Origin of the sequence: Cohnella sp. GbtcB17 (assembly GCF_019091135.1) — a bacterium.
Taxonomy (GTDB): domain Bacteria; phylum Bacillota; class Bacilli; order Paenibacillales; family Paenibacillaceae; genus Cohnella.
In genome coordinates this window covers 93,046-115,878 of record NZ_JAGXJW010000022.1, presented here as the reverse complement: position 1 = coordinate 115,878, position 22,833 = coordinate 93,046, and the positions used below count along the sequence as shown (strand labels likewise).

18 protein-coding genes are annotated in these 22,833 nt (G+C 61.3%); 5 read left to right on the top strand and 13 right to left on the bottom strand.

Annotated features, from left to right (window positions below; all coding sequences use genetic code 11):
* From KVT38_RS14295 to KVT38_RS14285, 3 genes are all read right to left on the bottom strand, one after another.
* The coding region (locus tag KVT38_RS14295; RefSeq protein ID WP_217594401.1) for a thymidylate synthase at positions 1-182 on the bottom strand (182 nt) is incomplete at its 3' end.
* 43 nt (positions 183-225) lie between these two features.
* Complete coding sequence (locus KVT38_RS14290; RefSeq protein WP_217594400.1) at positions 226-735, bottom strand: acyl-CoA thioesterase; 510 nt, start codon at positions 733-735, stop codon at positions 226-228.
* A 147-nt stretch (positions 736-882) separates the two neighbouring features.
* Complete coding sequence (locus KVT38_RS14285) at positions 883-1,041, bottom strand: hypothetical protein (protein WP_217594399.1); 159 nt, start codon at positions 1,039-1,041, stop codon at positions 883-885.
* Positions 1,042-1,230: 189 nt separating this feature from the next.
* Between KVT38_RS14285 and KVT38_RS14280 the strand changes: the two genes are divergently transcribed.
* Positions 1,231-3,039: an SgrR family transcriptional regulator gene (locus KVT38_RS14280; RefSeq protein ID WP_217594398.1), complete on the top strand. Its 1,809-nt coding sequence runs from the start codon at positions 1,231-1,233 to the stop codon at positions 3,037-3,039.
* A 72-nt stretch (positions 3,040-3,111) separates the two neighbouring features.
* Here KVT38_RS14280 and lpdA read toward each other — a convergent pair whose 3' ends face one another.
* From lpdA to pdhA, 4 genes are all read right to left on the bottom strand, one after another.
* The gene (gene lpdA, locus KVT38_RS14275; RefSeq protein WP_217594397.1) at positions 3,112-4,533 is read right to left on the bottom strand and encodes a dihydrolipoyl dehydrogenase; all 1,422 of its coding nucleotides are present in this window, start codon (positions 4,531-4,533) and stop codon (positions 3,112-3,114) included.
* A 3-nt stretch (positions 4,534-4,536) separates the two neighbouring features.
* Positions 4,537-5,892: a dihydrolipoamide acetyltransferase family protein gene (locus KVT38_RS14270; RefSeq protein WP_217594396.1), complete on the bottom strand. Its 1,356-nt coding sequence runs from the start codon at positions 5,890-5,892 to the stop codon at positions 4,537-4,539.
* A 19-nt stretch (positions 5,893-5,911) separates the two neighbouring features.
* Positions 5,912-6,889, bottom strand: coding sequence for an alpha-ketoacid dehydrogenase subunit beta (locus KVT38_RS14265; RefSeq protein ID WP_217594395.1), 978 nt, complete (start codon positions 6,887-6,889; stop codon positions 5,912-5,914).
* Positions 6,890-7,030: 141 nt separating this feature from the next.
* Complete coding sequence (gene pdhA, locus KVT38_RS14260) at positions 7,031-8,131, bottom strand: pyruvate dehydrogenase (acetyl-transferring) E1 component subunit alpha (RefSeq protein ID WP_217594394.1); 1,101 nt, start codon at positions 8,129-8,131, stop codon at positions 7,031-7,033.
* A 289-nt stretch (positions 8,132-8,420) separates the two neighbouring features.
* Here pdhA and KVT38_RS14255 point away from each other — a divergent pair, with 289 nt between their 5' ends.
* Positions 8,421-9,164, top strand: a complete 744-nt coding sequence (locus tag KVT38_RS14255) for an alpha/beta hydrolase (RefSeq protein WP_217594393.1) — start codon at positions 8,421-8,423, stop codon at positions 9,162-9,164.
* Positions 9,165-9,695: 531 nt separating this feature from the next.
* Here KVT38_RS14255 and KVT38_RS14250 read toward each other — a convergent pair.
* Both KVT38_RS14250 and KVT38_RS14245 read right to left on the bottom strand, forming a co-directional pair.
* On the bottom strand, positions 9,696-10,181 hold the full coding sequence (locus tag KVT38_RS14250) for a low molecular weight protein-tyrosine-phosphatase (protein WP_217594392.1): 486 nt from the start codon (positions 10,179-10,181) through the stop codon (positions 9,696-9,698).
* Positions 10,182-10,183: 2 nt separating this feature from the next.
* Positions 10,184-10,834 (bottom strand): trimeric intracellular cation channel family protein, encoded by a 651-nt coding sequence (locus KVT38_RS14245; protein ID WP_217594406.1) that lies wholly within the window; start codon positions 10,832-10,834, stop codon positions 10,184-10,186.
* 227 nt (positions 10,835-11,061) lie between these two features.
* On the opposite strand from KVT38_RS14245, the gene KVT38_RS14240 reads away from it, so the two are divergent.
* A complete protein-coding gene (locus KVT38_RS14240; RefSeq protein ID WP_217594391.1) occupies positions 11,062-11,718 on the top strand; it encodes a thiamine diphosphokinase in 657 nt (218 codons plus the stop codon).
* A 64-nt stretch (positions 11,719-11,782) separates the two neighbouring features.
* Here KVT38_RS14240 and KVT38_RS14235 read toward each other — a convergent pair whose 3' ends face one another.
* From KVT38_RS14235 to KVT38_RS14225, 3 genes are all read right to left on the bottom strand, one after another.
* Complete coding sequence (locus tag KVT38_RS14235; protein WP_217594390.1) at positions 11,783-14,824, bottom strand: HEAT repeat domain-containing protein; 3,042 nt, start codon at positions 14,822-14,824, stop codon at positions 11,783-11,785.
* 15 nt (positions 14,825-14,839) lie between these two features.
* Entirely contained in the window at positions 14,840-15,364 is a 525-nt protein-coding gene (locus tag KVT38_RS14230) for a GNAT family N-acetyltransferase (protein WP_217594389.1), read from the bottom strand.
* 75 nt (positions 15,365-15,439) lie between these two features.
* The gene (locus tag KVT38_RS14225) at positions 15,440-18,187 is read right to left on the bottom strand and encodes an adenylate/guanylate cyclase domain-containing protein (RefSeq protein ID WP_217594388.1); all 2,748 of its coding nucleotides are present in this window, start codon (positions 18,185-18,187) and stop codon (positions 15,440-15,442) included.
* Between the two features lie 201 nt (positions 18,188-18,388).
* On the opposite strand from KVT38_RS14225, the gene KVT38_RS14220 reads away from it, so the two are divergent.
* Entirely contained in the window at positions 18,389-18,775 is a 387-nt protein-coding gene (locus KVT38_RS14220; RefSeq protein WP_217594387.1) for a DUF4280 domain-containing protein, read from the top strand.
* Between the two features lie 2 nt (positions 18,776-18,777).
* Positions 18,778-21,003, top strand: coding sequence for an MORN repeat-containing protein (locus KVT38_RS14215; RefSeq protein WP_217594386.1), 2,226 nt, complete (start codon positions 18,778-18,780; stop codon positions 21,001-21,003).
* A gap of 174 nt (positions 21,004-21,177) precedes the next feature.
* Here the strand turns inward: KVT38_RS14215 and KVT38_RS14210 are convergent, their stop codons facing one another.
* Positions 21,178-22,815: a hypothetical protein gene (locus tag KVT38_RS14210; protein WP_217594385.1), complete on the bottom strand. Its 1,638-nt coding sequence runs from the start codon at positions 22,813-22,815 to the stop codon at positions 21,178-21,180.
* Positions 22,816-22,833 lie beyond the last annotated feature (18 nt).

The following is a 22,833-nucleotide window of genomic DNA, read 5'->3' as shown; positions in this document are numbered from 1 at the left end:
CAGGGCAGCTGGTGCACGTCGCTTTTCAGATGGATCCGCTTCGTCGTGACGAGGGGGAAGCCTTCCTGCAGATCGAAGCGCAGCTGCCGGCCGAAGACGCTGATCGTGCCGGTGCCCGTCCGGTCCTCCTTCTTCGTGCCGTGGTCCAAAATATCCTGTAAAAGGTCCAAATAATTACGCAAGAGCCTTCTCACCTTTTCATCGTAACGTTATTTCCCGATTGTATCATTTGTCCCGTCCATCTGTCGACGAATACCGCTGCCCGCGCCGCAGCTGCCGCTGCTCGTAGCGGGCGCGCGCGCTCTCGTGCAGCAGCCGCTCCTCTTCGGTCTCCGGGAATACGCCGGGCACCGGCGCGGACTTGCCGTCCGGTCCTAGCGCGACGAATGTGCTGAACGCGGTGACGGTAAGCCGGCGTTCGCCCGTGAACAGGTCCTCCGCGCGCACGACGCAGTAGATCTCCATCGAGCTGCGATGCGTCCAGGTGACGCAGGCTTCGAGCTCGAACGCCTCGCCTACGCGGATCGGCGACAGAAAATCGAGGCTGTCCTGGGAGACGGTCACGACGGGCATATGGCAGTGCCTCATCGCGGCGATCGTCGCGATCTTGTCGATATACTGCATCAGCGTGCCGCCAAACATCGTGCCGTGATAATTCGTATCGCCCGGGAACAGCATCTCGGTCAGGATGGACCGGGACGCCGAGATCGGTCTGGATGAAGATGAAGCGGTCATCGTATGCATTTCCTCTTTTCTTATGCTGCGAGACGTTCGAACTGCCGCGACTCGCTTAATCTTGTGTTTCTACATTATAACGCAAGATCGCGCGGGACGCTTCTGGCAGCGCCGTCCATAAAAAGAAGGCAGCCGCGGCGGGCTGCCTTATCTTCCTGTGAACATGACGATCCAAGCAAGCAGCGAAGCGAGCGAGCGCGGCAGCCTCGGGCCCGGCGACGATGCGCCGACGCGTCGGCTCGCGTCCAGGTGTTCGAGCTCCCGGTATTCGGCCAGCTTTTCGAGCGTATATTGGATATCCAGCATGGGGGTTCCTCCTCCGTGCGCCGCCCGCCCGCTTACGCGTCCGGCGCGGCTTTGTTGTCTCCATTATGCGATGTTCAAAAGAGGATAAAAAGCGTATAATGCAATCAATAAATTTCCTCTTTTAACGAAAAACAAGCACCGGAAACAACCGGAAACAAGCGGCGAAATCGCGAATCAAGGAGGAACGCTATGCTGACGGCGGAACGATATTTGACCCTTTTCGAGCGTTTCGCTGGCGGAGGCGGCCCCGGGGAGCCGGTCGAAGCCACGCTGGAGGAGCTGGCCGAGGCGCTGTACTGCACGACCCGCAACGCCAAGCTCGTGCTCAAAAAGCTCGAGGAGGACGGCTTGATCGATTGGCTGCCCGGCCGCGGCCGCGGCAACCGCTCCCGCATCGCGTTCAAGGCGGACAAGGAGCCGTTTTTGTTCGAACTCGCTACGGCCAAGGCGGAGCAAGGCGACTACCGGGCGTCCTTCGAACTGATCTCAAGCTTCGGAGAAGGCACCGACGTGAAGACCCGGTTCATCGATTGGTTAAACGTCAGGTTCGGCTATCAGAAGGAAACGGTCAACGGTCGTACGGACTGCGACACGCTGCGGATTCCCGTCTACCGGCAAGTTCAAACGCTCGATCCAGGCTGCGCGAACTTCGCGTTCGACGGCCACCTGATGTATCACATCTACGATCGGCTCGTCACCTTCGACGAGTCGATCGGCCGGATTGTGCCGGGCGTCGCGCATGCGTGGAGCTCCGATCCTGCCGGTACGGAGTGGACCTTTCATTTGCGCAAGGGCGTGCACTTCCACGATGGGCGCGAGCTGACGAGCGACGACGTCGTCTTCACGTTCGAGCGGCTCCGGCAGCCGGACGTGCCGAACAGCTGGATGATGCGCAGCCTGGCGCGTATCGAGCCGCTGGGCCCCCGTACCGTGCGCTTTTCGCTCTCGAAGCCGAATCGCATTTTCGACCGCTTCCTGTGCGCCGCCGCGGCCTCCATCCTGCCGCTCGACCTGTGCGGCTTGGGCGAAGCCTACTGGCGGCTGCCGGTCGGCACGGGCGCCTTCAGGCTCGTCTCGCTGACTCCCCATCGGATCGAGCTGAGCGCCAATACGGCGTACTACTCGGGACGCCCGTTTCTTGACGTCGTGGACATCGTCATCATGCCCGAGGATTGCCGCGAGCGGTCCACGATCGGGATGCCTTCCGTCATGCGCGCGCCGGGCGACGGAGACGAGGAGGACGGCCACGATCCGGCCATGGATTGGCAGGCGCTGGCCAGGCTGTGCAACGGCTGTACGATGCTGACCTGGAATACGAACAAAAACGGCTGGCCGCAGCAGGCGGCGTTCCGCAGAGCCGTTCGCCAGATGCTCGACCCGGTGGCGATGCAGGCCGATCTCGGCGGAGAACGCGCGCTGCCCGCCTATTGCATTCGGCCCGAAGACAGCTTGCGATACATCGCCAAGCCCGCCAGCGAGACGCAAATCCGCGAGGCGCTGCGCGCTTCCGGCTATGACGGCGAGACGCTGCGGCTGCTCGTGCACGAAAAATACGAGCTGGACGGAAAATGGATTGCGGACCGGCTAGAGCGCTACGGCGTGCGCGTCGATCTATTCGTGGCCGACTGGCGGCAGTCGGTCGATCCGGCCATTATCGCAAGCGGTGACTTCACGGTATCCGGCATCGTCCTGGCCGAGGACGAGGTGTGCGAGATCGATCTGTACGAGCATGAAGCCTGCATGACAAGCGCTTATTTGAACGCGTCGCTCAAGCAATGGATCGTCGAACGGATCGACCGCGCGCTCGCCGCCTACAGCGCCGAGGAACGCCGCAGCCATATGCGCGAGATCGAGGACCGGCTTCGCGAGGAATGCTATCTCGTTTTTTTGCACCATCGCCGCCTGAGCACGCAAATGCATCCGTCCGTCAGAGGCGCCAGCTTCAGCCCGCAAGGATGGATCGATTTCAAACAAATCTGGCTGGAAAAGATCGTTTGACTTCGCGTCCACGCAAAAAGAGGAAAGCGTCCGAGCGTAACTCGGCGCTTTCCTCTTTTATTTGGCAAAAACTTATTTTTTAGGCGCGATCGTGTGGATCGGGTGACCCATCGCGAGCTCGGCCGCGTCCATCGTAATCTCGCCCAGCGTCGGGTGAGCGTGGATCGTCTGCGCGATATCTTCGATCGTAGCGCCCATCTCGATCGCGAGGCCCAGCTCGGCGATCATGTTGGAAGCTTCGACGCCGGCGATCTGCGCGCCGACGACAAGACCCGTGTCGACTTCGGAGATCAGCTTCAGGAAGCCGTCCGCGCCGTTCAGCGTGACCGCGCGGCCGTTGCCGCCGAACGGGAACTTGCTCGACTTGACGTTCAGGCCCTTGTCCTTCGCTTCCTTCTCCGTGTAGCCGACGCTTGCGCATTCCGGATCGGAAAACGCGACGGCCGGGATGCACTTGTAGTCGACCTTGGACGGCAGGCCCGCGATCGCTTCGGCAGCGACCTTCGCTTCGTACGAAGCCTTGTGCGCCAGCGCCGCGCCAGGCACGATATCGCCGATGGCGAAGATGTGCTTGATGTTCGTGCGGCATTGCTCGTCGACTTCGATCAGACCGCGGTCGGTCGTCTTGATGCCGATCAGGTCGAGGCCCAGCTCGCCGTCGGTGTTCGGACGGCGTCCGACGGTGACGAGCAGGTAGTCCGCGGTAACGGTCTTCTGTTCGCCGCCGACTTCGTACGTCACGGTGACGTCCTTGTCGGTTTGCTCGGCGCCCTTGGCGAGCGCGCCGTTGACGATTTCGACCTTGTTTTTCTTGAGCTTCTTCACGACAAGATTGCTCATGTCCTTGTCGAAGCCAGGCATGATCGTGTCCGCGCCCTCGAGGATCGTGATCTCGGTGCCGAACTTGGCGTACATCTGGCCGAGCTCGATGCCGATGTAGCCGCCGCCGATGATGACCATGCTCTTCGGCACTTCGGGCAGCGACAGCGCTTCGGTCGACGACAGGATACGTCCGCCGAACGGGAAGGCTTTAAGTTCGATCGGGCGGGAACCCGTGGCGATGATGCAGTTTTTGAAGCGATAGCGAGGCGCCTCCTGGTCGTTGAACAGGCGCGCTTCGTTTTCGTTAATGAACATGACTTCGCCCTGGAACATTTGAACCTTGTTCGCCTTGAGCAGCATCTCGACGCCGCTCGTCATCTTGTTGACGACGGAGTCCTTGTAGCCTTGCACCTTGCCGAAGTCCACCTTGACGTTGTCGGCGGACAGGCCGTAATCTTCGGCATGCAGCATCGATTCGTAGTGGTGCGCGGAGTTGATCAGCGCCTTGGACGGAATACAGCCGACGTTAAGGCACACGCCGCCGAACTTGCCTTTGTCCGCGATGATGACCTTCTGGCCGAGCTGTGCCGCGCGGATGGCCGCGACGTATCCGCCGGGGCCCGCGCCGCTTACTAATGTGTCGATGTCCAGAGAAGCGTCTCCTACTACCATCGATTACACCTCCATGACGAGCAGCTCAGGATCGCTAAGCAGCTGTTTAATGTAGTTGACGAACTGTTGCGCGGTAGCGCCGTCGACGATGCGGTGGTCGAAGCTCAGGCTGAGCGCCATGACCGAAGCGGGCACGATCTCGCCGTTTTTGATGACCGGCTTCTGATCGATGCGGCCTACGCCGAGAATCGCGGACTCGGGGAAGTTGATGACCGGCGTGAAGAACAAGCCGCCTGCCGAGCCGATGTTGGTGATCGAGATCGTGCTGCCTCTCAGCTCGCCGGCGCTAAGCTTGCCGTCGCGGCCGCGGGTCGCCAGATCCTTGATTTCCTTCGCGATGTTCCAGATGTTCTTGCGATCGGCGTCGAAGACGACCGGCACGAGCAAGCCGTTGTCCGTGTCGGTGGCGATGCCGATGTTGTAGTACTTCTTATAAACAATCTCGTTCGCGGCTTCGTCGATCATCGCGTTCATGATCGGGAACTCGCGCACGGCGGCGACGAGCGCCTTGACGATAAACGGCAGGTACGTCAGCTTGACGCCCTTCTTCTCCGCGAACGCCTTGGAGCGGTTGCGCAGCGCGACGAGCGCGGTGACGTCCACTTCGTCCATCAGCGTGACGTGCGGCGCCGTGTAGACGGACTTGACCATCGCGTTGGCGATCGCCTTGCGGATGCCCTTGAACGGCACGCGTTCTTCGACACCCGGGCCGGATTGCGCGGCGCGCGCTGCAGGAGCTGTGGCTTGCGCGGCTGCCGGTGCGGTATCGGCAGACGCGGCTTCGCTCTTCGCGGGCGCTCCGCCTTCGGCAAAGCCGGCGACGTCCTCGCGGGTGATGCGGCCGTTCTTGCCGGTGCCGGAGATGTCGGCGATGGCGACGCCCTTCTCGCGGGCGAACTTGCGCACGCTAGGCGTAGCGAGCACAAGCGCGGCGTCCTTGGCGGCCGGCGCGGATGCTGCGGCCTCGGCAGGCTTCGCGGCCTCGCCTGCGTTGTCTTGGGCCGGCGCCTGGGCAGGCTGGCCCTTCAGGTCGGCACCGCCTTGGGCGGAAGCGGCTTCGCCGCTGTGGCCGGAAGGCTCGGCGCCGTGATCGCCGCCCGCTTGCTCGGGCAGCTCGCCTTCGGCATCGATGATGGCGACGACTTCGCCAACGCGCATCGTCTGGCCGTCTTTGCCGAACACTTCAAGCACCTTGCCGTTGACCGGGCAAGGCACTTCCATGATCGCCTTGTCGTTCTGCACTTCCATCAAAATATCTTCGTCGGTCACGGCTTGTCCGGCGGCGATGTGCATCTTGACGATCTCGCCTTCGTGCAGGCCTTCGCCGAGCTCCGGGAACCTGTATTCAAATCTAGCCATGCGCTATCCCTCCTTCACTTTAGAACTGAAGCGTTTGGTTGGCGGCCTTCACGATGCGTGCAGGCGTCGGCAGCCAGGCGTCCTCGATTAGCGCGAACGGATAAACGGTATCCGGACCCGCGACGCGAAGCACCGGCGCCTCCAGGTGGAGAATCGCCTTTTCGTTGATCTGCGCGATGATCTCGGCGGCTGCGCCGGAAGTCTTCTGGGCCTCTTGAACGACGATCGCGCGGTTCGTCTTCTGAATCGAAGCGACAATCGTGTCGATGTCGAGCGGCACGAGCGTGCGCAGGTCGATGACCTCAGCGGACACGCCGTTCTTGGCGAGCTCGTCGGCCGCCTTGATCGCGGTGTGCACCATCAGGCCGTAGGCGATGATCGTAATATCCTTACCCTCGCGTACGACGTTCGCCTTGCCGAGCGGAACGGTGTACTCGCCTTCCGGCACTTCGTCCTTGAACGCGCGATACAGGTTGAGGTGCTCCATGAAAAAGACCGGATCGTTGTCGCGGATCGCGGAGATCATGAGGCCCTTCGCATCTGCAGGGTTCGATGGCACGACGACCTTGATGCCCGGGGTCTGAATAGCGAGGCCTTCGAGCGAATCGGTGTGCAGCTCGGCCGCCTTGACGCCCCCGCCGAACGGCGTGCGGAAGACGATCGGCGCGTTGTAGCGTCCGCCGGAACGGTAGCGCAAGCGGGCCGCCTGCACAAACATTTGGTCGAGCGCTTCGAATATAAAGCCTACGAATTGAATCTCGGCGATCGGGCGAAAGCCCTGGGTCGCCAGGCCGACGGCCAGACCGCCGATGGCGGATTCGGCCAGCGGCGTATCGAATACGCGCAGCTCGCCGAACTCGGCCTGAAGCCCCTCCGTCGCGCGGAAGACGCCGCCGACCTTGCCGACGTCTTCGCCGAAGAGCAGAACGCCGGGATCGCGCTTCAGTTCGACGCGCAATGCGTCCTTGATCGCTTCAATCATATTCATTTGCGCCATTGGATTTTGTTCTCTCCCATCTAGAGGATGACGGCCGCGTTCATCGCGGCTGTACCATATATTGAACGAACGGACCGACCTAAGCCGTCCCAAGCCGGGAGCGCCCGACGCCTAGCGTCCGGCGCGTCCGCGGCAGCCGAATCAAAATTCGGCTTTTTGCTCTTCGAGATGCGGAGGCGTCGTCTCGAACATCGAGTCGATCAGTCCCGCGACCGTCATTTTCTCGGTCTGCTCGGCCTTCTTGATATGCTCGTTCACCGCAGCCTTGGCTTCTTCCTTGACGCGAGCCGTGTCCTCTTCCGACCACAGGCCCTTCGTTTCCAGATACTTGCCGAAGCGTACGAGCGGATCGCGCAGCGCCCACTCCTGCTCTTCTTCCTTCGTGCGATACTTGGTCGCGTCGTCAGACATCGAGTGCGGACGGAAACGGTACGTGACGGCTTCGATCAGCGTCGCGCCGCCGCCTTCGCGGGCGATCTCGGCGGCTTCCTGCACGGCGGAAATGACCGCCAGCACGTCCATGCCGTCGATCTTCACGCCGCGGATACCCGCCGCGAGCGCCTTGTGCGCGATCGACTGAGCGGCCGTCTGCTTGGCGAACGGCGTCGTGATGGCGTAGCCGTTGTTTTGCACGAAGTAGATGACCGGCAGCTTGAACGAGCCTGCAAAGTTCATGCCTTCATAGAAGTCGCCCTCGGAGGAACCGCCGTCGCCGGTGTAGGTGATGGCGACACGCTTCTCGTTCTTCAGCTTGAAGCCCATGGCGACGCCCGTCGCGTGAAGAATCTGCGCGCCGATGATAATCTGCGGCATCAGCACGTTCACGCCTTCGGGAATCTGGCCGCCGTGCTGGTGGCCGCGGGAGTACAGGAACGCCTGATACAGCGGCAGGCCGTGCCAGACGAGCTGCGGCATGTCGCGATAGCCCGGGCAGATGAAGTCTTCCTTGGTCAGCGCGTATTCGCTGCCCACCATCGTGCCTTCCTGGCCGGATACCGGCGCATAGAAGCCGAGACGGCCTTGACGGCCCAGGTTGACCGCGCGGTCGTCCCAAGTGCGGGTGAACACCATGCGGTACATGATTTCCTTTAATTGCTCGTCGGTCAGGTTCGGCATCGCTGCCGCATTGACCACTTCGCCTTCGGGGGACAATACTTGAAGCGGCGTGACGTCTTCCGAATGCACAATATGCGCTGCTTGCTGCCCCGGCTTGGCCGGCGCGTCCAAAGATCCTTTGCTCATCGTTACATCTCCTCGTCATGAATTGTGGAAGAGGGGTTTCTGTTATAGAATTATTATATCCCTGCCCTAGTGGTTTGGTCAAAGCAAAAAAGGCATATTTATTGAATTCTTCATCGTTGAAAGCGCAATATGTTTCTAGTACAGATTCAATTTTGTTGTATAACACATTAATACAAATCCGATTCGGCCGACCTTAAAATGGCAGACGCGGCAACGAACATTCCTATGTTTTGCCCATGCCGGAGCGCTGTCATACCCGATTCGGGTCCGGAGAAAGGAACGATACCCCATGTCCGATTCGCCCGTCCGCAGAACCGTCGTCAAGCACACCGTTTCCAGTCTTTACCTGGAGACCGGGGAACGCGCGGTCCGTTTCTATTTACCCCCCGGCTACCAGGAGTGGCTCAGCTATCCGGTCGTTTATTGCCAGGACGGAGAAGATTTTTTCAATTTCGGCAGAATCGCCACGATCTCCCACAACCTCATTCTCGAAGAGAGCTGGGACCCGTTCATCATCGCGGCCGTCGACGTCGACAAATCGGTTCGAACCGAAGAATACTTGCCCGGCAGCGAGCGGCATGAAGCCTATTTAAACTTCTGGATGCACGAGCTCGTTCCCTTTGTTGAAAATACGTTCGCCGCCCGCTCCTCCGCGGACGCGCGTCTGCTTGCAGGCGACTCGCTCGGAGCGACCGTCTCTATGTCGATCGCCCTGCGGCGCCCGGATTTGTTTAACCGCCTTCTGTCGCTGTCCGGCGCGTACTATGGCGCTTCGATCGCACAGATGAAGGAAGCCGGCGATTTGTCCTGGCTGTCCGCCTGGATGACCGTCGGCCTGCAGGAGACCGCGTACGAGACCGAGCGCGGCGTACACAACTTCGTCGAACTGAACCGCGCGGCGAAGCGAATCCTCGATGACAAGGGCGCTTACGTCGATTACCGGGAAAAAGACGGCGAGCATAAATGGGGATTTTGGCAGAAAGAGCTACCGGAGGCGCTCGGCGCGTTTCTCGGGCCGAAGGCGCATATGTAACTGTGGGCTGTCCCGAATAGGCGTATCATTCGAAGCAGGTACCGATGGCCTTTTATTTGCGCAACGGCGCACAGTGGACGGACTGAGGAGCCCTTATTTTTGTTCCTATCGCGCTTTGCGGCCCGCTCGCGGACCCAGGAGGCTCTAATGCGATAGTGGAGGCCTTTTCTAGCCTGAATCTGGGTGAATAACGACTCTCCAGTCCGAAATGGTCGCAATTGCACTGTTTTGTACGAAATAGCGTCATCTGAGTCCGGTTTCCCTGCCCGGTTTGCATTCGGCTACTCAGCAGGTCTCATTTGCATTTCACGCCTTACTTTGGCGCCTATCACCACCTCTTAAGATTAGCAAGTGAAGCCAGCGGGGCGATTGAACGATCCCGTTACTGTTCGCACTGTACCTGCGCCTTAAAAGACGGCGATACGCTTTTATCGGAGACTTATACATTCTGAATCGCGGAAAAGAAAACGGGATGAGACAGGCGCTGCGCCTGATTCATCCCGTTTCAATTGCTTGTTCGACGAACATCGCTTATTTCCCGGCTGCCTTGACCTTGCCGGTCTCGAGCAGATGGGCCAGCAACCGGTCGCTCGCTTCGCTTATCAATTCGTACGTCTCTACGAAATTCCCGGTATAGTAAGGGTCCGGCACGTCGGCCAGACGCGCGTCGGGCACGAACGACAGGAAGCGAACGACTTCCGCCTTCGACGCACTCCCGAGCGCTTCGCGGATCGCCTTCACGTTGCTCTCGTCCATCGCGACGAGCAGGTTGAAACGCTCCCCGTCTTCCGCCCGAATGCCGCGCGCCAGCATGCCCTCGTAGGAAATGCCCTGGCCGTCCAGAATTCTGCGCGTGCCCTCGTGCGGCGGCTTGCCCAAGTGCCAATCGCCGGTGCCGCAGGAGTCGATCTCGATCGATTCCGCGAGTCCTGCCTTCTCTACCCGGTCCCGGAACACAGCCTCGGCCATCGGCGGGCGGCAAATGTTGCCCAGACAAACGAACAATACGCGATACATGCTTAAATTCCCTTCCCTTCTTCTGCAGACGCTCCGTCAAAGCTGCCGTACGCATGCAGCTTTCTACGCGGCAGCCGCCACTTATAGTGTACCGACAGCATGCGCATCGTCACCGTCGCCGCGAAAAGCGCAAGCAACGCCCAGGCGGCCCGGATCGGCCCGATCCCCACGGCCAGGCCGGCGAGCAGCGCCCATACGGCATAGATCTCGTCGCGAAGGACGACCGGCTTGCGTCCGGCCATAATGTCGCGGATCATGCCCCCGCCGATGCCGGTCATCATCGCGGCGACCATGACCGCGCTGACGGGCAGCCCCGCTTCTACGGCGTACAGCGCGCCTTGAATCGCGAACGCGGCCAGGCCGATGGCGTCGAAAAACGCTTCGCTTCTTTTCCAATGATAAATCCACGCGGTCGGAAGCACGAACACGATCACGATTGAAAATACAGCCGTCTTCAAGAGAAGACCTTGGCTCCAGAGCGTCGTGACGGGCACGCCGATGAGCAGATTGCGCACGACCCCGCCGCCGAAGGCGGTCACAAGACCGAGCACGAACACCCCCAGCATATCGTAATGCTCTTCCATCGCGACGATCGCGCCGCTCACGGCGAAGGCGATGGTGCCGATGATGCTGAACCATTCAAATACGTCCAACGTCAAAATGAATACCCCCGGGCATTACTCAATTCGAGGCGGCGCCGTCATGCGATCCCACGAACCGCCTTATCTATTTTATCGGCAACCGCATGCAGGCTGCAACGGAGAATTTGAACCAAAAACGTCGGATAGGCCATCGCATCTCGGCGCGTCAGCCCTTATACTGAATGAAGGCTTGAAAAAGACGCGGCTCGGCCGCAAACGATCTGCAGGAGGAACAGCCCTTGTCTCAGCAAGCAACCGCCCGGCGCGCCGTCATCTTTACGGGAGGCAGCCTTGGTCCCTGGAGTCTTTCACTGGCGAGGCCGGACGACTATCTCATCGGCGCCGACAAAGGCGCTTATTACCTCATACAGAACGGCATCGCGCCCCATCTGGCGCTCGGCGATTTCGATTCGGTCGATGCGGATGCGCTTGCAAAAATTCGTGCAGCAGCGGCGGAGACATCCGAATACGACGCGGTCGACAAGGACTGGTCCGACACCGAGCTCGCACTGCGGGAGGCGCTGTCGCGCGGCTACCGGGATATCGTCATTGCGGGAGGCCTCGGTTCCCGGTTCGACCACAGCCTGGCGAACGTCCAGCTACTCGCCGTCGCCGCCCAGGCGGGCGCCGCGGCCTTGCTCGTGGACGAACACAACGAGATCCGCCTTTTGACCGGAGATGGCCGGCTGGCGGCGGATGATCGTTATCCGTATGTGTCCCTGCTCCCGCTGTCGACCGAGGTCACCGGAGTCACGCTGACCGGCTTCGCCTATCCGCTTGTCGAAGCGACGCTGCGCCACGGCATGTCGCTCGGCATCAGCAACCTGCTGACTGGCGAGGAAGGCTTCATCTCGCTACGCAGCGGGTCGCTGCTCGTCATACGCAGCAGAGACTGAAGCTCGCGCAAGAAGCCGGCGCAGGCCGCTTGCTCGTTGCGGGCGGGGCGACCGGCACGAAGATTTACGAATCGATCCGCATCAACATTTCCTCGAGCAATCGCACGCGCGCGAGCGAAGCCCGAAGCAGCCCAAGGCCGATGTCCGGGTATAGCCGGATGAGGCGGGTAAGCGCCTCGCGCTGCAAGCCAAGCGCCCGCACGTCGCCGAGCAGTGCATGCGCCGATACGGTCGACGCCGATTTGTCCAGCGCCGAGGTAGCACCGCATACTTCGCCCGCGCCCAGCACGCCGAGCGTGGCCTCCAGGCCGGCCGCGGTAACGCTCGTCAATTCTACGTTACCGTCCACGATCACATATAGCGCGTCGCTCGTCTCGCCGCGAAGCAGCAGCGCTTCGCCGTCCTCGAATACGCGCTCCGATGCGATGCCGGCGATCAAGCCCAGCTCCTCAAGCGTCAAATCCGCGAAAAACGGCACGTTTTTTAAATAGATGACTTTGCCGAGCCTGCCGAGCGCTCCCTGCGCTTCCAATTGACCTCCACGCTCCCTTCCCGCTTCCGCCGCCATCTCCGGCCACCAATCGTCCGCCGAGCTTGCCGCATGATCGAGCGCAGTCCGCGCCTCTTCCATCGTTGCCGGCAGCCGTCCCCGCTCGTCGTAATCCGTCTGAAGCACGACCGAGAGTCGCTGCGCGAGCCGCCGGTCTCCCGCGCCTTCGGCAAGCACCTCGAGCCCGCTGCTCCTCGTCTCGTCGTCCGGATCGTCGAGCGCGCGCCTAATCGAAGCGACGACCTGCTCGTCAGTCAGACGCACGAGCAAAGACCAGACACCTTCAAGCACCCGCTGCCGTTGGCCATTGAAGCGGAGCGAGGCCAACTCGGCCAGTTCTTCCCTGCCGACCGCGCGAAAAGCGGATGCATAACCCGCCACTTTGTCAAGCTCCCCCATGCGCCGCAGCGCTTCGTCCGTCAACTTCCCTCGAATGTCAGGCTCGGGCAGCAGCGCGGCGAGCGCACCGACCGCAACGCGCCACGCCTGCGCGTGCGCGCCGGGCAAAGCCTCGAGCAGCGGCTCGATCGACCGGTCGCCCATGTCGATCAACGCTTGTTCGGTGACGAGAAGCAGCTCTTGGTCTGCCGCCGGCAGCCGCTCCAGCAGCTGCGGGACGACGTGCGCCGAGCCCAGCTTGCCCAGGCACGACGTCGCCGCGAGGCGAACGGACGGATGGGTGTCGCGCAGCAGCATTTCGACCTGTCCCTCGAAGCGGTTAAGACGAAGCTCCGCCACGACGCCGCAGACATGGGCGGCGGGCTCTCCGCCCTGCCCGAGCAGTCGCTCGATTGCTTCGAAGCATGCTTCGTAGCTCGATTCGCTTTCCAGCGCATACATCGCCTTGACCGCCTCGGCGACGACCGCGGGATGAGGATCCAGCAGCTTCACCCGCAAAAAGAAAAACGCCTGCGCCGATAAATGCTTCATCTGCGCCATCTGCCTGACGCCCTCCGCCCGCACCGTTGGCTCTTCGTCCTCTAGGACGGCGCCGATCCGCACGAGCGCCTGGAGCTCGGCGCCCGTCAGCTTCATCGCCCGAAGCGCTGCTGTACGAACGCCGGGGCTGGCGTCGCCAAGCAGCTCGAGCAGCTCCGGCAAATATCGTTCGTCCTGCGTACGTCCTACGATGTCGGCAGCGATCTGCCGCACGCCTTCTTGCTCGTGCCGGAGCAGCGCCAGCACCGCGCCCATCGCTTTGGCGTTGCTGAAAAACTCGCGGTAAGAGTCCATCAGCTCAAGGTCGCTCAGACCCAGCGTCTGGACGCCTTTGACGAGTTCGCGCATATAGAGGCGACGCACAGCCCACGCGAGTGCCGTAAGCAGCAGCGCCGCGCCTGCGCCGATCGCGGCCAATGCCGGAAAGCCGAAGCCCGCCGCCTTGTGGAGCGACTGCAGACCCGCGCCGAGCAGGATGCCGAAAAAGGAGGCGAGCCCCTGCGCCGCATACCGGTACCCGTCCCGATGCCGCATCGGCAGCGTCTTGTAGTACAGCTGGTAAGATGGCTCCGCCGAATAAAAGATCAGTACGTTCGTGAGCATATAGGCGCCCGCGGCGGCCGTCACGGCGGCCGTCCCACTGCCGAGGAGCAAGGCCGACAAGCCGAACGCGGCCGCGTAAGCCGCGGCGATCGCCACGAGCATTCCGCTCGCGCCGAACCAGGCGACGAGCTTGCCGGATACGAGCTGGACGGAAAACGCCAGCAAAAAGAGCAGCGTCGACACGATGCCGAACATGCGCGCGAACTGCTGCTCGTCCGGAAAGGCTGCATGCGCGGTATTCAAAAACAAAAACTCCGCCAAATAATACAAAGCGGGCATGAGCGTCATGAGACCCATGACGCCGAGCAAGAACGGGGAGCGAAACGTGCGTTTCATATAATCGAACGAAGACGCCTCCGCCTCGTCCTCCGCGGCGTTTTGCGCCTTCAGCGCGAGCGGCACCAAATATTGCGCGATCGCCTTGCGGTAGTTAAACGACGCCGCGATCAGCAGCACAGGACCAAGTCCGTACACCCATTCGGCGCCGAACGGACTTAGCGCCTGCGTAATAAGACCGCCTGCCGCGCCGCCAAGCGTCGCGCCCGAGACGAACAGCGGCATGAGCCGCTTCGCCTGCTGCGTCGGACATACGTCGACGGCCAGGCTCCACAGCAGCACCGTCTGCTGGCGCACGACGAAGCTCGAGGTCAGGAACAAAACCGGGTAAAACCAGCGCGCGTCAAGATCCGCCAGCTTAAGCGCCGCCAGCACGCCCGTATCCGCAAGCAATATCGCCGTCATGACGGCATACATCGTCTTCATCAGCGCGGGCTTCGACAGCTTCATGGCCAGCCAGCTCATAAACCACGCCTCGAACGGCAAGATAAAAGCTTCTCCCGTGTACAAATACGGCAGATACTCGCTTCCGAAGCGCTGGCTGAACAACGTAATGAAGCCGTTGTAGGTAAGCGCCTCGGCGATGCCGCATATCAGAAATATAGGGGTCATCAACCGCAGCTTGCGCCGGTCCTCCGAACGAACGCCCAATCTGCCGAGGGCTTGCGCCAAATTCATGACTGTCACTTCTTTCTACTGTTGCGTCTCCGAAAGGCCGGATGTTCGCAGATCCATATAATAGATCAGACGATCCTCGCCATCGAAGTAATAATCAGGCAGACGGCCGTTCATGGAAAATCCCAATCGGTCGAACAAGCGTCTGACGCCGGCATACACGGGCAAGTCGCACGTATAGGTCACCAAATATCTGGCGCCTTGTCCGCGCAAATATTCAAGCATGGCGCCGGCAAGGCGCAAAGCCGCGCCTCCGCGGCGGTAATCTTTTCTCACCACGAGGTAATCCCACGTATATCCGCCAGTGCGCTGCTCGTTCGGCGCGACGCCCGTGACTGCGACGACTTCTCCGGCGCCGTCCGTCATATACCAGTAGACAGTCTTGCCCTCAAGCGCCAAATACGGCAGCGTACGGAAGTGCTCCTCCTCGCCCGGCGTCGGACGTTCGTCGTCGAACGCCTGCGGCGAAACGAGAAACGCAACGACCGCATCCGCGTCTTCCCGCGAATCCACGCGGCGCACCGCCAATTCAACAATAGCCAACTTCGATCCCTCCGCTCCTTGGCTCCGGCGATGTTCGACGAGTCGGGACCGCAATCGCCGGAACCTGCGTTTGCGTCAGACGGCAAGCGTACCGTTCCAGCCGGCCCCAGCGCCTTTCTGATAGTACTCGTCGCACAAGTAGAAATAGAGCTTCGCGGCTTTGTCCATCCGGTTTTGCTTGATGACTTCGACAAACGTCTCGCGGGCATCGTAAAATCGCCCGGCCTGACAAAGCGCGAGTCCGCGTTCGAAAAGCGCCTTCGTCCGCTCCTTGGCCGCCCGCTGCTGCTCGGGATCGCCTTCGAACACATCGATCAGCTCCATCGCCTCGTCGCTGCCCTCGAGCCGGATTCGCCCGAGCGAACGATGCATGAACCGCTCCGGCGACCGCAGCTGTTCGTAATAATCGCGCGTGACGACGATGCAGCAGCCCACGATATCCGAGATCTGCTCGAGCATCGTCGTGCGCTGCACGTCGTCGGAGATGACGTTGCCTTCCCAGCGGCGCTCTTCGCCGATGATGCCGAGCATCAGCGGTCCTTTGTGAATCGCGATGCCGATGTCGACCGTCGCGTAGCCGGAGCTTCGGCGGTGCTGGTTGTACGTCGACAGCTCTCTGCGGATCGCCACGGCCGCCTGGATCGCCTCCTCCGCATAACCGGGGAACAGCGCCATGAAGCCCGCGCCCAAGTATTTGCTGATCAGCCCGTCTTCCTGCCTCACGATCGGACCGAAGCGGCGGAGAAACGAATTCATGAAATCGAAATTTTCCTTCGGGCTCAGCGTCTTCGACAGCTGGCGGAAATCGCGCAGGTTGGCGACCATGACCGCCATATTTTTTTGAATCTGGTCGCCGAGCCGAATGTCGAGAATGCCTTTCTTGCCCAGCGAGTGGAAAAATTGCTGCGGCACGAACCGGTAGGACGCTTCGCTGAACGACGTGATGTCGGCAATATGCTGCCGTATGTATCGGGCCATCCGGTTGAACTGCACGCCGAGATCGCCGACCTCGTCGCGGTTGCGCAGCTTGACTTCGGCGTCCCAGTCTCCGTTGGCCATCGCCATGACGCTTCGCCTCAGCTTGCGGATCGGCGACAGCAGCACGAACGTGACGATCACGACGAGGACGACCAGGCCTGCCGTTATCATTAAAATATTTTGGATGATATTATCGTAAATTTTGCGGTTCTCGCGGTGAAGCACGCTAAGATCGCGGCCGGTCTCGTACACCCCGACGATCGCGCCGGCGCTGTCGTAGACCGGGCCGATGGCGTACAGCCACTTCCCGTCCGCGTCCTCCCACTGGCCGGTGCGCACGACGCCTTGGTTCAGCACGGCTTCGTTTGCTTCGCTTTTCTCGAACGGCTTGAACATGTTGACGCCGTCGTCGTCGTCCATGACGATATAGATCTGGCCGTCTTCGTACTTGTACAGCGTGCTATACAAGCCTTGCCGCTGCTCGCTGTCCTCGCCTTCGAACAGGAAGTTCATTTTGGCGCGAATGGCGTTGTAATCTTCGTTGCGGTAATCGGATGGCGACTGCAGCCTCGCGAGACGGTCCCCGTCGATGAGGTTCTGGCCGTTGCGGGCGAGCAGCGCGAGCTCGCGCTGCATCTGCGTCTCCATACGCGCGGAGAAGCTGTCGTAAATAAAGTTCGAGAGGAGAATCATCGCAATCAAGATGGCCGGTACGGTGGCGAGCACCTGCTTGAGAAATAGAGACGTGCGACGTTCGAGGACGTGAATATGAAATAAGCGGACCGAGAACACGAGCAGCAGCAAGCCGAGCCAAAAGACGCCCCACAGCAGGCGGCGGTCCCACAGCGTCCGGCTATCGAAAATAATCTTCGCAACTTGGCCCGCCGGCGCGAAGTCTGCCGAGAGCAGCACCATCCGGTCGTTCAAAACGACCGCATAGCCCGTCGGCGTCTGCTTGATGTCCATAATCTCGTAGCTGTCCAGCCCCGGCGCGATGCGCTGCAGCGCGGCATCGTCCAAAGCTGTCTTGGTTGCGTCCGGAGCGAGCGGGTCCAGCGTCACGACCGCATTGACGAGCCGATCGACGAACATAAGCGAGCCGTCCGAGCGAAGCGTTGGCAGCTCGGGGAAATTTTTTGAAAGGCTTGCCTGCGTCCCGCTCGGATACAGCTTGGCGCTGGCGCCGTCCGCGGACACTTGATAAATGCCGCCCCTTCGCGTCGTATAGTAGATTTGGCCGGGCTCCGTTCCCGTAATCTCGGACAAATAGCGATCCTTCGGGAGCGTGAACGCGAATACGTCCTGAGGCGCGCCGTCGGGCATCGCGATCCGCTTCAGCTGCAGCTTGTCGGCGTCCGCTTCGTAAAAATAAAGCGAGCTGCCCGCCAGCTGCAAGCCTTTGATCCGTCCGATCCGCTTGCTCGCGCCGTCCCCTTTGCGTTCGTATAGCACCTGGTCGCCTTTGCCGCCGCGATCGTAACGGACGATGCGCTCGCTCTGTACGTAGAGGCCGTAGGAATCGAGCACCGTCGCCAGCGCGTACGTACGGCCGTCGCCGTCCGAGACCGCTTCGTTGAAGTCGACGCGCGCGCCGCTTTCGGCGGCCTCGTAAGTCATCTGCCCAAGCAGCGTGCCGTCGGCGCCGAGTCGTTCGATCCTTTGCTTGGAATCGCTCACTACCGCAAGCGAACCGTCCCCGCCGACGGCGGCTCGGGATAAGTTGCTCAGGCTCTCCGACGTCTTCCAGGGCGCCTCGCTCCGCTCCCCCCGCTCCGCGAGCACGAAGCCCGACCAGCCGGACATGACGAGCGACACCAACAACAGCAGTACAGCAAGTTTTTTCATCGAAAATCGGCGCCCGCCTTTGTGTGCGACTGTTCTTATTCAATAGGAAGTCACGAATGGTACTTTCTGTTTTTATCGTACTACAAGTTCTTCCTTAATTCACCCCCTTACAACTCAAAATGACAGATTTCGAGAATTGAGTTACTATGAATATAGCTTTGACAGCTTCCACCATTTTCGTGAAGAGAGCGTGAACCTGGCGTGGGACAACTCGTGTGCGGCGGAGCGACGATGCAATGCTCGTTTGGGGCCGCCCCCTCCGTATTAAATGTGCTGCCGGTCAACCGGACGACGACCGCCATGCCGATCGCCAACATCATGGACAATAAACCGTTCGTGAACATCATGCCGTTCGGCATGTGCAATTCGATGGCCAACCCTATCGTCGCCTCGGCGCCCGCCGCCGCGTTCGGCGCGCTTACGCCTATGCCCTGCACGCCGGTGACGGCCGCGCCGTGGACGCCCGGCTCTCCGACCGTGATGGTCGGCAACATGCCTGCCTTGAACAATTCTTCCAAATGTATGTGCAGCTACGGCGGCGTCATACAATTCGGCGCGCCTGGCCAATTTACGATACAGGTGCCCTGATCATGATCGAGACGATACTTAAGCCATTTATCAAGCCGATCCAGCGGAAGGTCATGCGTCCGCTCAAGCAGTCCGCCAAATTGCCGAAAATATTGCTCAGATGGCTCATCCAATGGGCCCGCGCCGTCCTCGGCAGCGGGCTGCGCTCGCTGGACAACTACTGGAAGATCGGCAGCTATTATATCGCCAAAAAGCTCGTCGTGCTGATCGTGCTCATCGGTCTTGCGATCGCGTACTTCGGGTTCATCAATCCGCCGGCGTTCGTCGACCGCTGGTTCTCGCGCACGCCTACGATGGAAGCGTCGGCCGCGCTCGAGAAAGGTTTTACCGGCAATGCCAAGATCGTGGACGGCGCAGGCGTTCTCGTCTATGCCGGACCGCTCGCGAGCGGCCAATTCAGCGGCGTCGGCAAGCTGTTCGGCGACGGCGGCAAGCTTATCTATTTCGGCGATTTCGAAAAAGGCGCGCGGGCCGGCTCCGGCGAAGCCTACGCGGCCGACGGGTCGCTGCTGTACCGCGGCGAGTTCGCTGCGGACGCGTACAACGGCGCGGGCACGCTTTACGCGCCGGACGGCAGCGTACTGTACGAAGGAGGGTTTGTCGCCGGGAAATACGAAGGCGAAGGCACGCTTTACGCCGCCAAGGACAAGCCGCTCTATACCGGCGCCTTTGCCAAAGGGCTGTACGAAGGCGCGGGCAAGCTGTTCGGCGACGACGGCAAGCTCGTATACGAAGGCTCATTTGCCGGGGGCCTTTATGAAGGCGCCGGCAAGCAGTACAAAGGCGGCAAGCTGCTGTACGAAGGCTTGTTCGCCGGCGGACTGCTGTCCGGCGAAGGAACCGAATACGCGGCGTCTGGCGCGCCGGTATACAAGGGCGCGTTCGAGCGCGGGCGTTACCAGGGGACCGGCTCCCTGCTAAACGAGCAAGGCGTCGCGTTGTATACCGGCTCCTTCGTGGCGGGCTTGCGTGACGGCGAAGGCGAAGCGTTTAACGCGGACGGCACGCCGCTCTACAAAGGCACGTACCGCGCCGGGCAATACCAGGGCTTCGGCGCGCTGCTTGACGCGAACGGCACGGTCGTGTACAAAGGCTTGTTCAGCGCCGGGCAAGCGGACCCTGCAGGCTTCCTCGCGATGGCCGCGGCTACGCTGCAGGAGAAGCTGGGCGCGCCGGATGCGCCGGCGGCGGGGGCGGATGCCGCGACCGACGCGGAGCCTGACGCCGAGAGCGACGACGGAGCGGCGGCTCCCGGTACGGCCGGCGATGCCGGTTCCGGAGCGGACCCGGGAGCCGGCGGAGAAGCGGCGGCGGGCGCGGGTGGCGGTACCGCGGCAGGCGCAGGCGTCGGGAGCGGCGACGGCGGAGCGGCGGCCGGAGCAAATGGCGGCGCTAGCGGCGGCGCGACGTCGGGCAGCGGGGCCGGCGGCGGCGGAGCTGCCTCTGGCGCAAGCTCGGGAAGCGGAGCCGGCAGCGCGGCAGCCGGCGCGAGCGGCGGGGCCGCCTCGGGCGCGGGCAGCGGCGGTAGCGGAGCGGCCTCGGGCGCGAATGCGGGTGCCGGGACTGGCGCGGATGCCGGAACTGGCAATGAAAGCGGCACGGGAACGGGCGCGGGAACGGACACAGGAGCCGGCACCGACAGTACGACCGACGCCGGCGCGAACGGCGGCGCGGGAACAGGCGAGAGCAGCGCGCAGGCAGGCGCCGTGACGGGTTCTGGAACGAGCGGCGGAGCGAATGCCGTTTCGAACGGAAAAGCAGTCTCTGCCGCGAATCGGGTCTCGGCGCTAACCAGAACCGGCGCGGGAGCTTCCACTGTTCACGCACTCGCTGTCGCCGTCGTCAACGTCGCCGGCAGCTCGAGCGCGAGTACGACCGTCACCGAAGCCGTTATCCCCGCAACCGACGGCTTGAGCGAAGAGGCGGCAGCCGATTCGTTGCCTGCGGCGCCGATCGAGTTGGTATACAGCGGCGTTCAATTCAGCTTCAAGCTGGAGTCCGATCCCGACAATCCCGAAGCTTATGCCGTCACCCTGGTCCGCACCTGGAACAAATACGTCATGACGACACTTCTCGATCGCCTGCAAAAAGCGGCGATCAAAGGCGTGAAGACCGAGAGCAACGGCAAGCTTTATACGATGGCCTATGAATGGAACAGTTGCCTTTACAGCTTCAATTACAACAACGACAAGCCCGTTCGGCTGACGATAGGTACTTTCCAACTATAGTTCCGCTATTTCTTTTACACTTATCCCCTTGTTACAGGAGCGCCTTTCCTGAAGCGAGGGGATATTTTTACTGAGAGTCGATTTGACTGCTTCCACGTGAGAAGAAACCAAAAAAAATAGGCCGGCACAAAGGGCAGCGTGCACCCTTCGAGACAGCCCAGCGGCTTCCGTTCTCTATTCCTTGCCCGGCGCCGCCTCGCGATAGAGGGCCCTCTCGGCGGGCGCATCCCCCGTTCCCTCCGCGCCTTCCTGCAGCTTTTTGAACGCCCACCAGCGAATGTGCAGTTTGTCCGCTTCCGCCGAGCCGTTGAGGCGCATGCCGATGCGGAAGCTTCCCTGCTCGGGGTACACGATCGTGCCAAAATCGACGTTCGGCACGTCGGATTCGTATTCGGTCCCTTTGAACACGTCCTGAACGCCGTAATAGATCGAAGCCTTCAGCGTCTCCTGAGGCGCCAAGCCGACCAGGACCGTCACCTGCCCGGACCCGAGCCCGTGCTTGATCTCGTCCGTCACGTAGTTGCGTCTGCCGCGCGAGAAAAACTTTAATCCCGTCTTGGCGTTAAGCTCAAGCGGCACTTCGATCGTGCCCGTGGCGATCTCGTCCTGAATCGCCTGCGGACGCGGAATGCCGAGCTTGAAGTCGAACGTGTTCCGTTCAGGATGATAGTGGACGTCCAGCTTCGGCTTCGCGTCGTATTCGAGGTCGTAAGCCTGCGATTCGGCAAAAAAACGGTGAAGCGAGCCCGCCCGGTCCGTATGGGACAGCCGCTGCAGCAAGGAAGCGTTCGGTACGTACTCGCCGAACGGCACGCGTTCGACCTGCTCGATCATGTAGGTCGATCCGAGCTGAAGCAATCCGATTTTTGCCAGGCACAGCTCCTGATCGGCAGAGCCTTCGGCCGCCTGATCCAGCGAGCGTTCGTACCAGGTTTTCAGAATTCGCTCCATGACCGGCTGAGAAATGATGTCCACCTTGTGCACGGCTGCATGATCGATCGGTACGCGCTGGTCGCCGATCGTCAGCGTCACCGCCTGCGGCGGCAGAGCGAGGGTGGCGACCGTGTCCGGACGATCCTTCACCTTGACGCTGTACGTCAGCCGATACTCGGTATCCTGACCGTCTCCCGGCTCCAAAAATTCGACATGCCGACCGTCACTGCCGACCGGATCGAAGCCGTCGGACTCGTAATCGAAGCTGACCGCCACTCGGGCCGTCTGCAGCGTTTTTTCCACGACCAGCGTGACGTCGACGACGTCGTCCGGATTGACGTATTTGGGCATGCGCTGAGAGATACGCACGTGCGCGTCCTGATACAGGACGGCGACGTCCTCGAGCAGGCGCACATGCTCGAAGCTGGTCGGGGCCGGCGCTTCCTCTTTGACGAACAGCCGGTAGGACTCGAGCACGCGATTGTACTCGCTGACCTCCTCGCCGCGAATCGACGAGTTGCCGACGGAATGGACGGGCTCGCGGCCCTTCTCGTCGTAGGCGACGTACAAGTATACGTTTTTCTTGTACTCGTTGTTCGTGAAGCCTTCGATCATGGACAGCTTGAGCGTGACCGGCGAAGGAATGACGACCTCCCGGCCCGAATAGTCGATGGCAAGTCCCATTTCCACCGTTACCGTCTTGTCGTCGACGGCGACGACTTGCATGCCTGCGACGACGCCGCTCCCGAACAGCAGCCGATTGAGCAGCCTGCGCTTGTCGTTCAAATACTTTTGCTCCGATTCGAAGTCCCGAACCGTCAGCAGCTTGCCGTAAAAATACCGATTGCGCTCGAACGGGTACATCCTCGCTTTTCTCATCCGTCAAGTCCCCTCCTC

What these genes read in the sequence shown, in the direction of transcription:
- KVT38_RS14290 (WP_217594400.1), bottom strand. Translation starts at nt 735, where the DNA reads ATGACCGCTTCATCTTCATCCAGACCGATCTCGGCGTCCCGGTCCATC.
- KVT38_RS14285 (WP_217594399.1), bottom strand. Translation starts at nt 1,041, where the DNA reads ATGCTGGATATCCAATATACGCTCGAAAAGCTGGCCGAATACCGGGAG.
- KVT38_RS14280 (WP_217594398.1), top strand. Translation starts at nt 1,231, where the DNA reads ATGCTGACGGCGGAACGATATTTGACCCTTTTCGAGCGTTTCGCTGGC.
- lpdA (WP_217594397.1), bottom strand. Translation starts at nt 4,533, where the DNA reads ATGGTAGTAGGAGACGCTTCTCTGGACATCGACACATTAGTAAGCGGC.
- KVT38_RS14270 (WP_217594396.1), bottom strand. Translation starts at nt 5,892, where the DNA reads ATGGCTAGATTTGAATACAGGTTCCCGGAGCTCGGCGAAGGCCTGCAC.
- KVT38_RS14265 (WP_217594395.1), bottom strand. Translation starts at nt 6,889, where the DNA reads ATGGCGCAAATGAATATGATTGAAGCGATCAAGGACGCATTGCGCGTC.
- pdhA (WP_217594394.1), bottom strand. Translation starts at nt 8,131, where the DNA reads ATGAGCAAAGGATCTTTGGACGCGCCGGCCAAGCCGGGGCAGCAAGCA.
- KVT38_RS14255 (WP_217594393.1), top strand. Translation starts at nt 8,421, where the DNA reads ATGTCCGATTCGCCCGTCCGCAGAACCGTCGTCAAGCACACCGTTTCC.
- KVT38_RS14250 (WP_217594392.1), bottom strand. Translation starts at nt 10,181, where the DNA reads ATGTATCGCGTATTGTTCGTTTGTCTGGGCAACATTTGCCGCCCGCCG.
- KVT38_RS14235 (WP_217594390.1), bottom strand. Translation starts at nt 14,824, where the DNA reads ATGAATTTGGCGCAAGCCCTCGGCAGATTGGGCGTTCGTTCGGAGGAC.
- KVT38_RS14225 (WP_217594388.1), bottom strand. Translation starts at nt 18,187, where the DNA reads ATGAAAAAACTTGCTGTACTGCTGTTGTTGGTGTCGCTCGTCATGTCC.
- KVT38_RS14215 (WP_217594386.1), top strand. Translation starts at nt 18,778, where the DNA reads ATGATCGAGACGATACTTAAGCCATTTATCAAGCCGATCCAGCGGAAG.
- KVT38_RS14210 (WP_217594385.1), bottom strand. Translation starts at nt 22,815, where the DNA reads ATGAGAAAAGCGAGGATGTACCCGTTCGAGCGCAATCGGTATTTTTAC.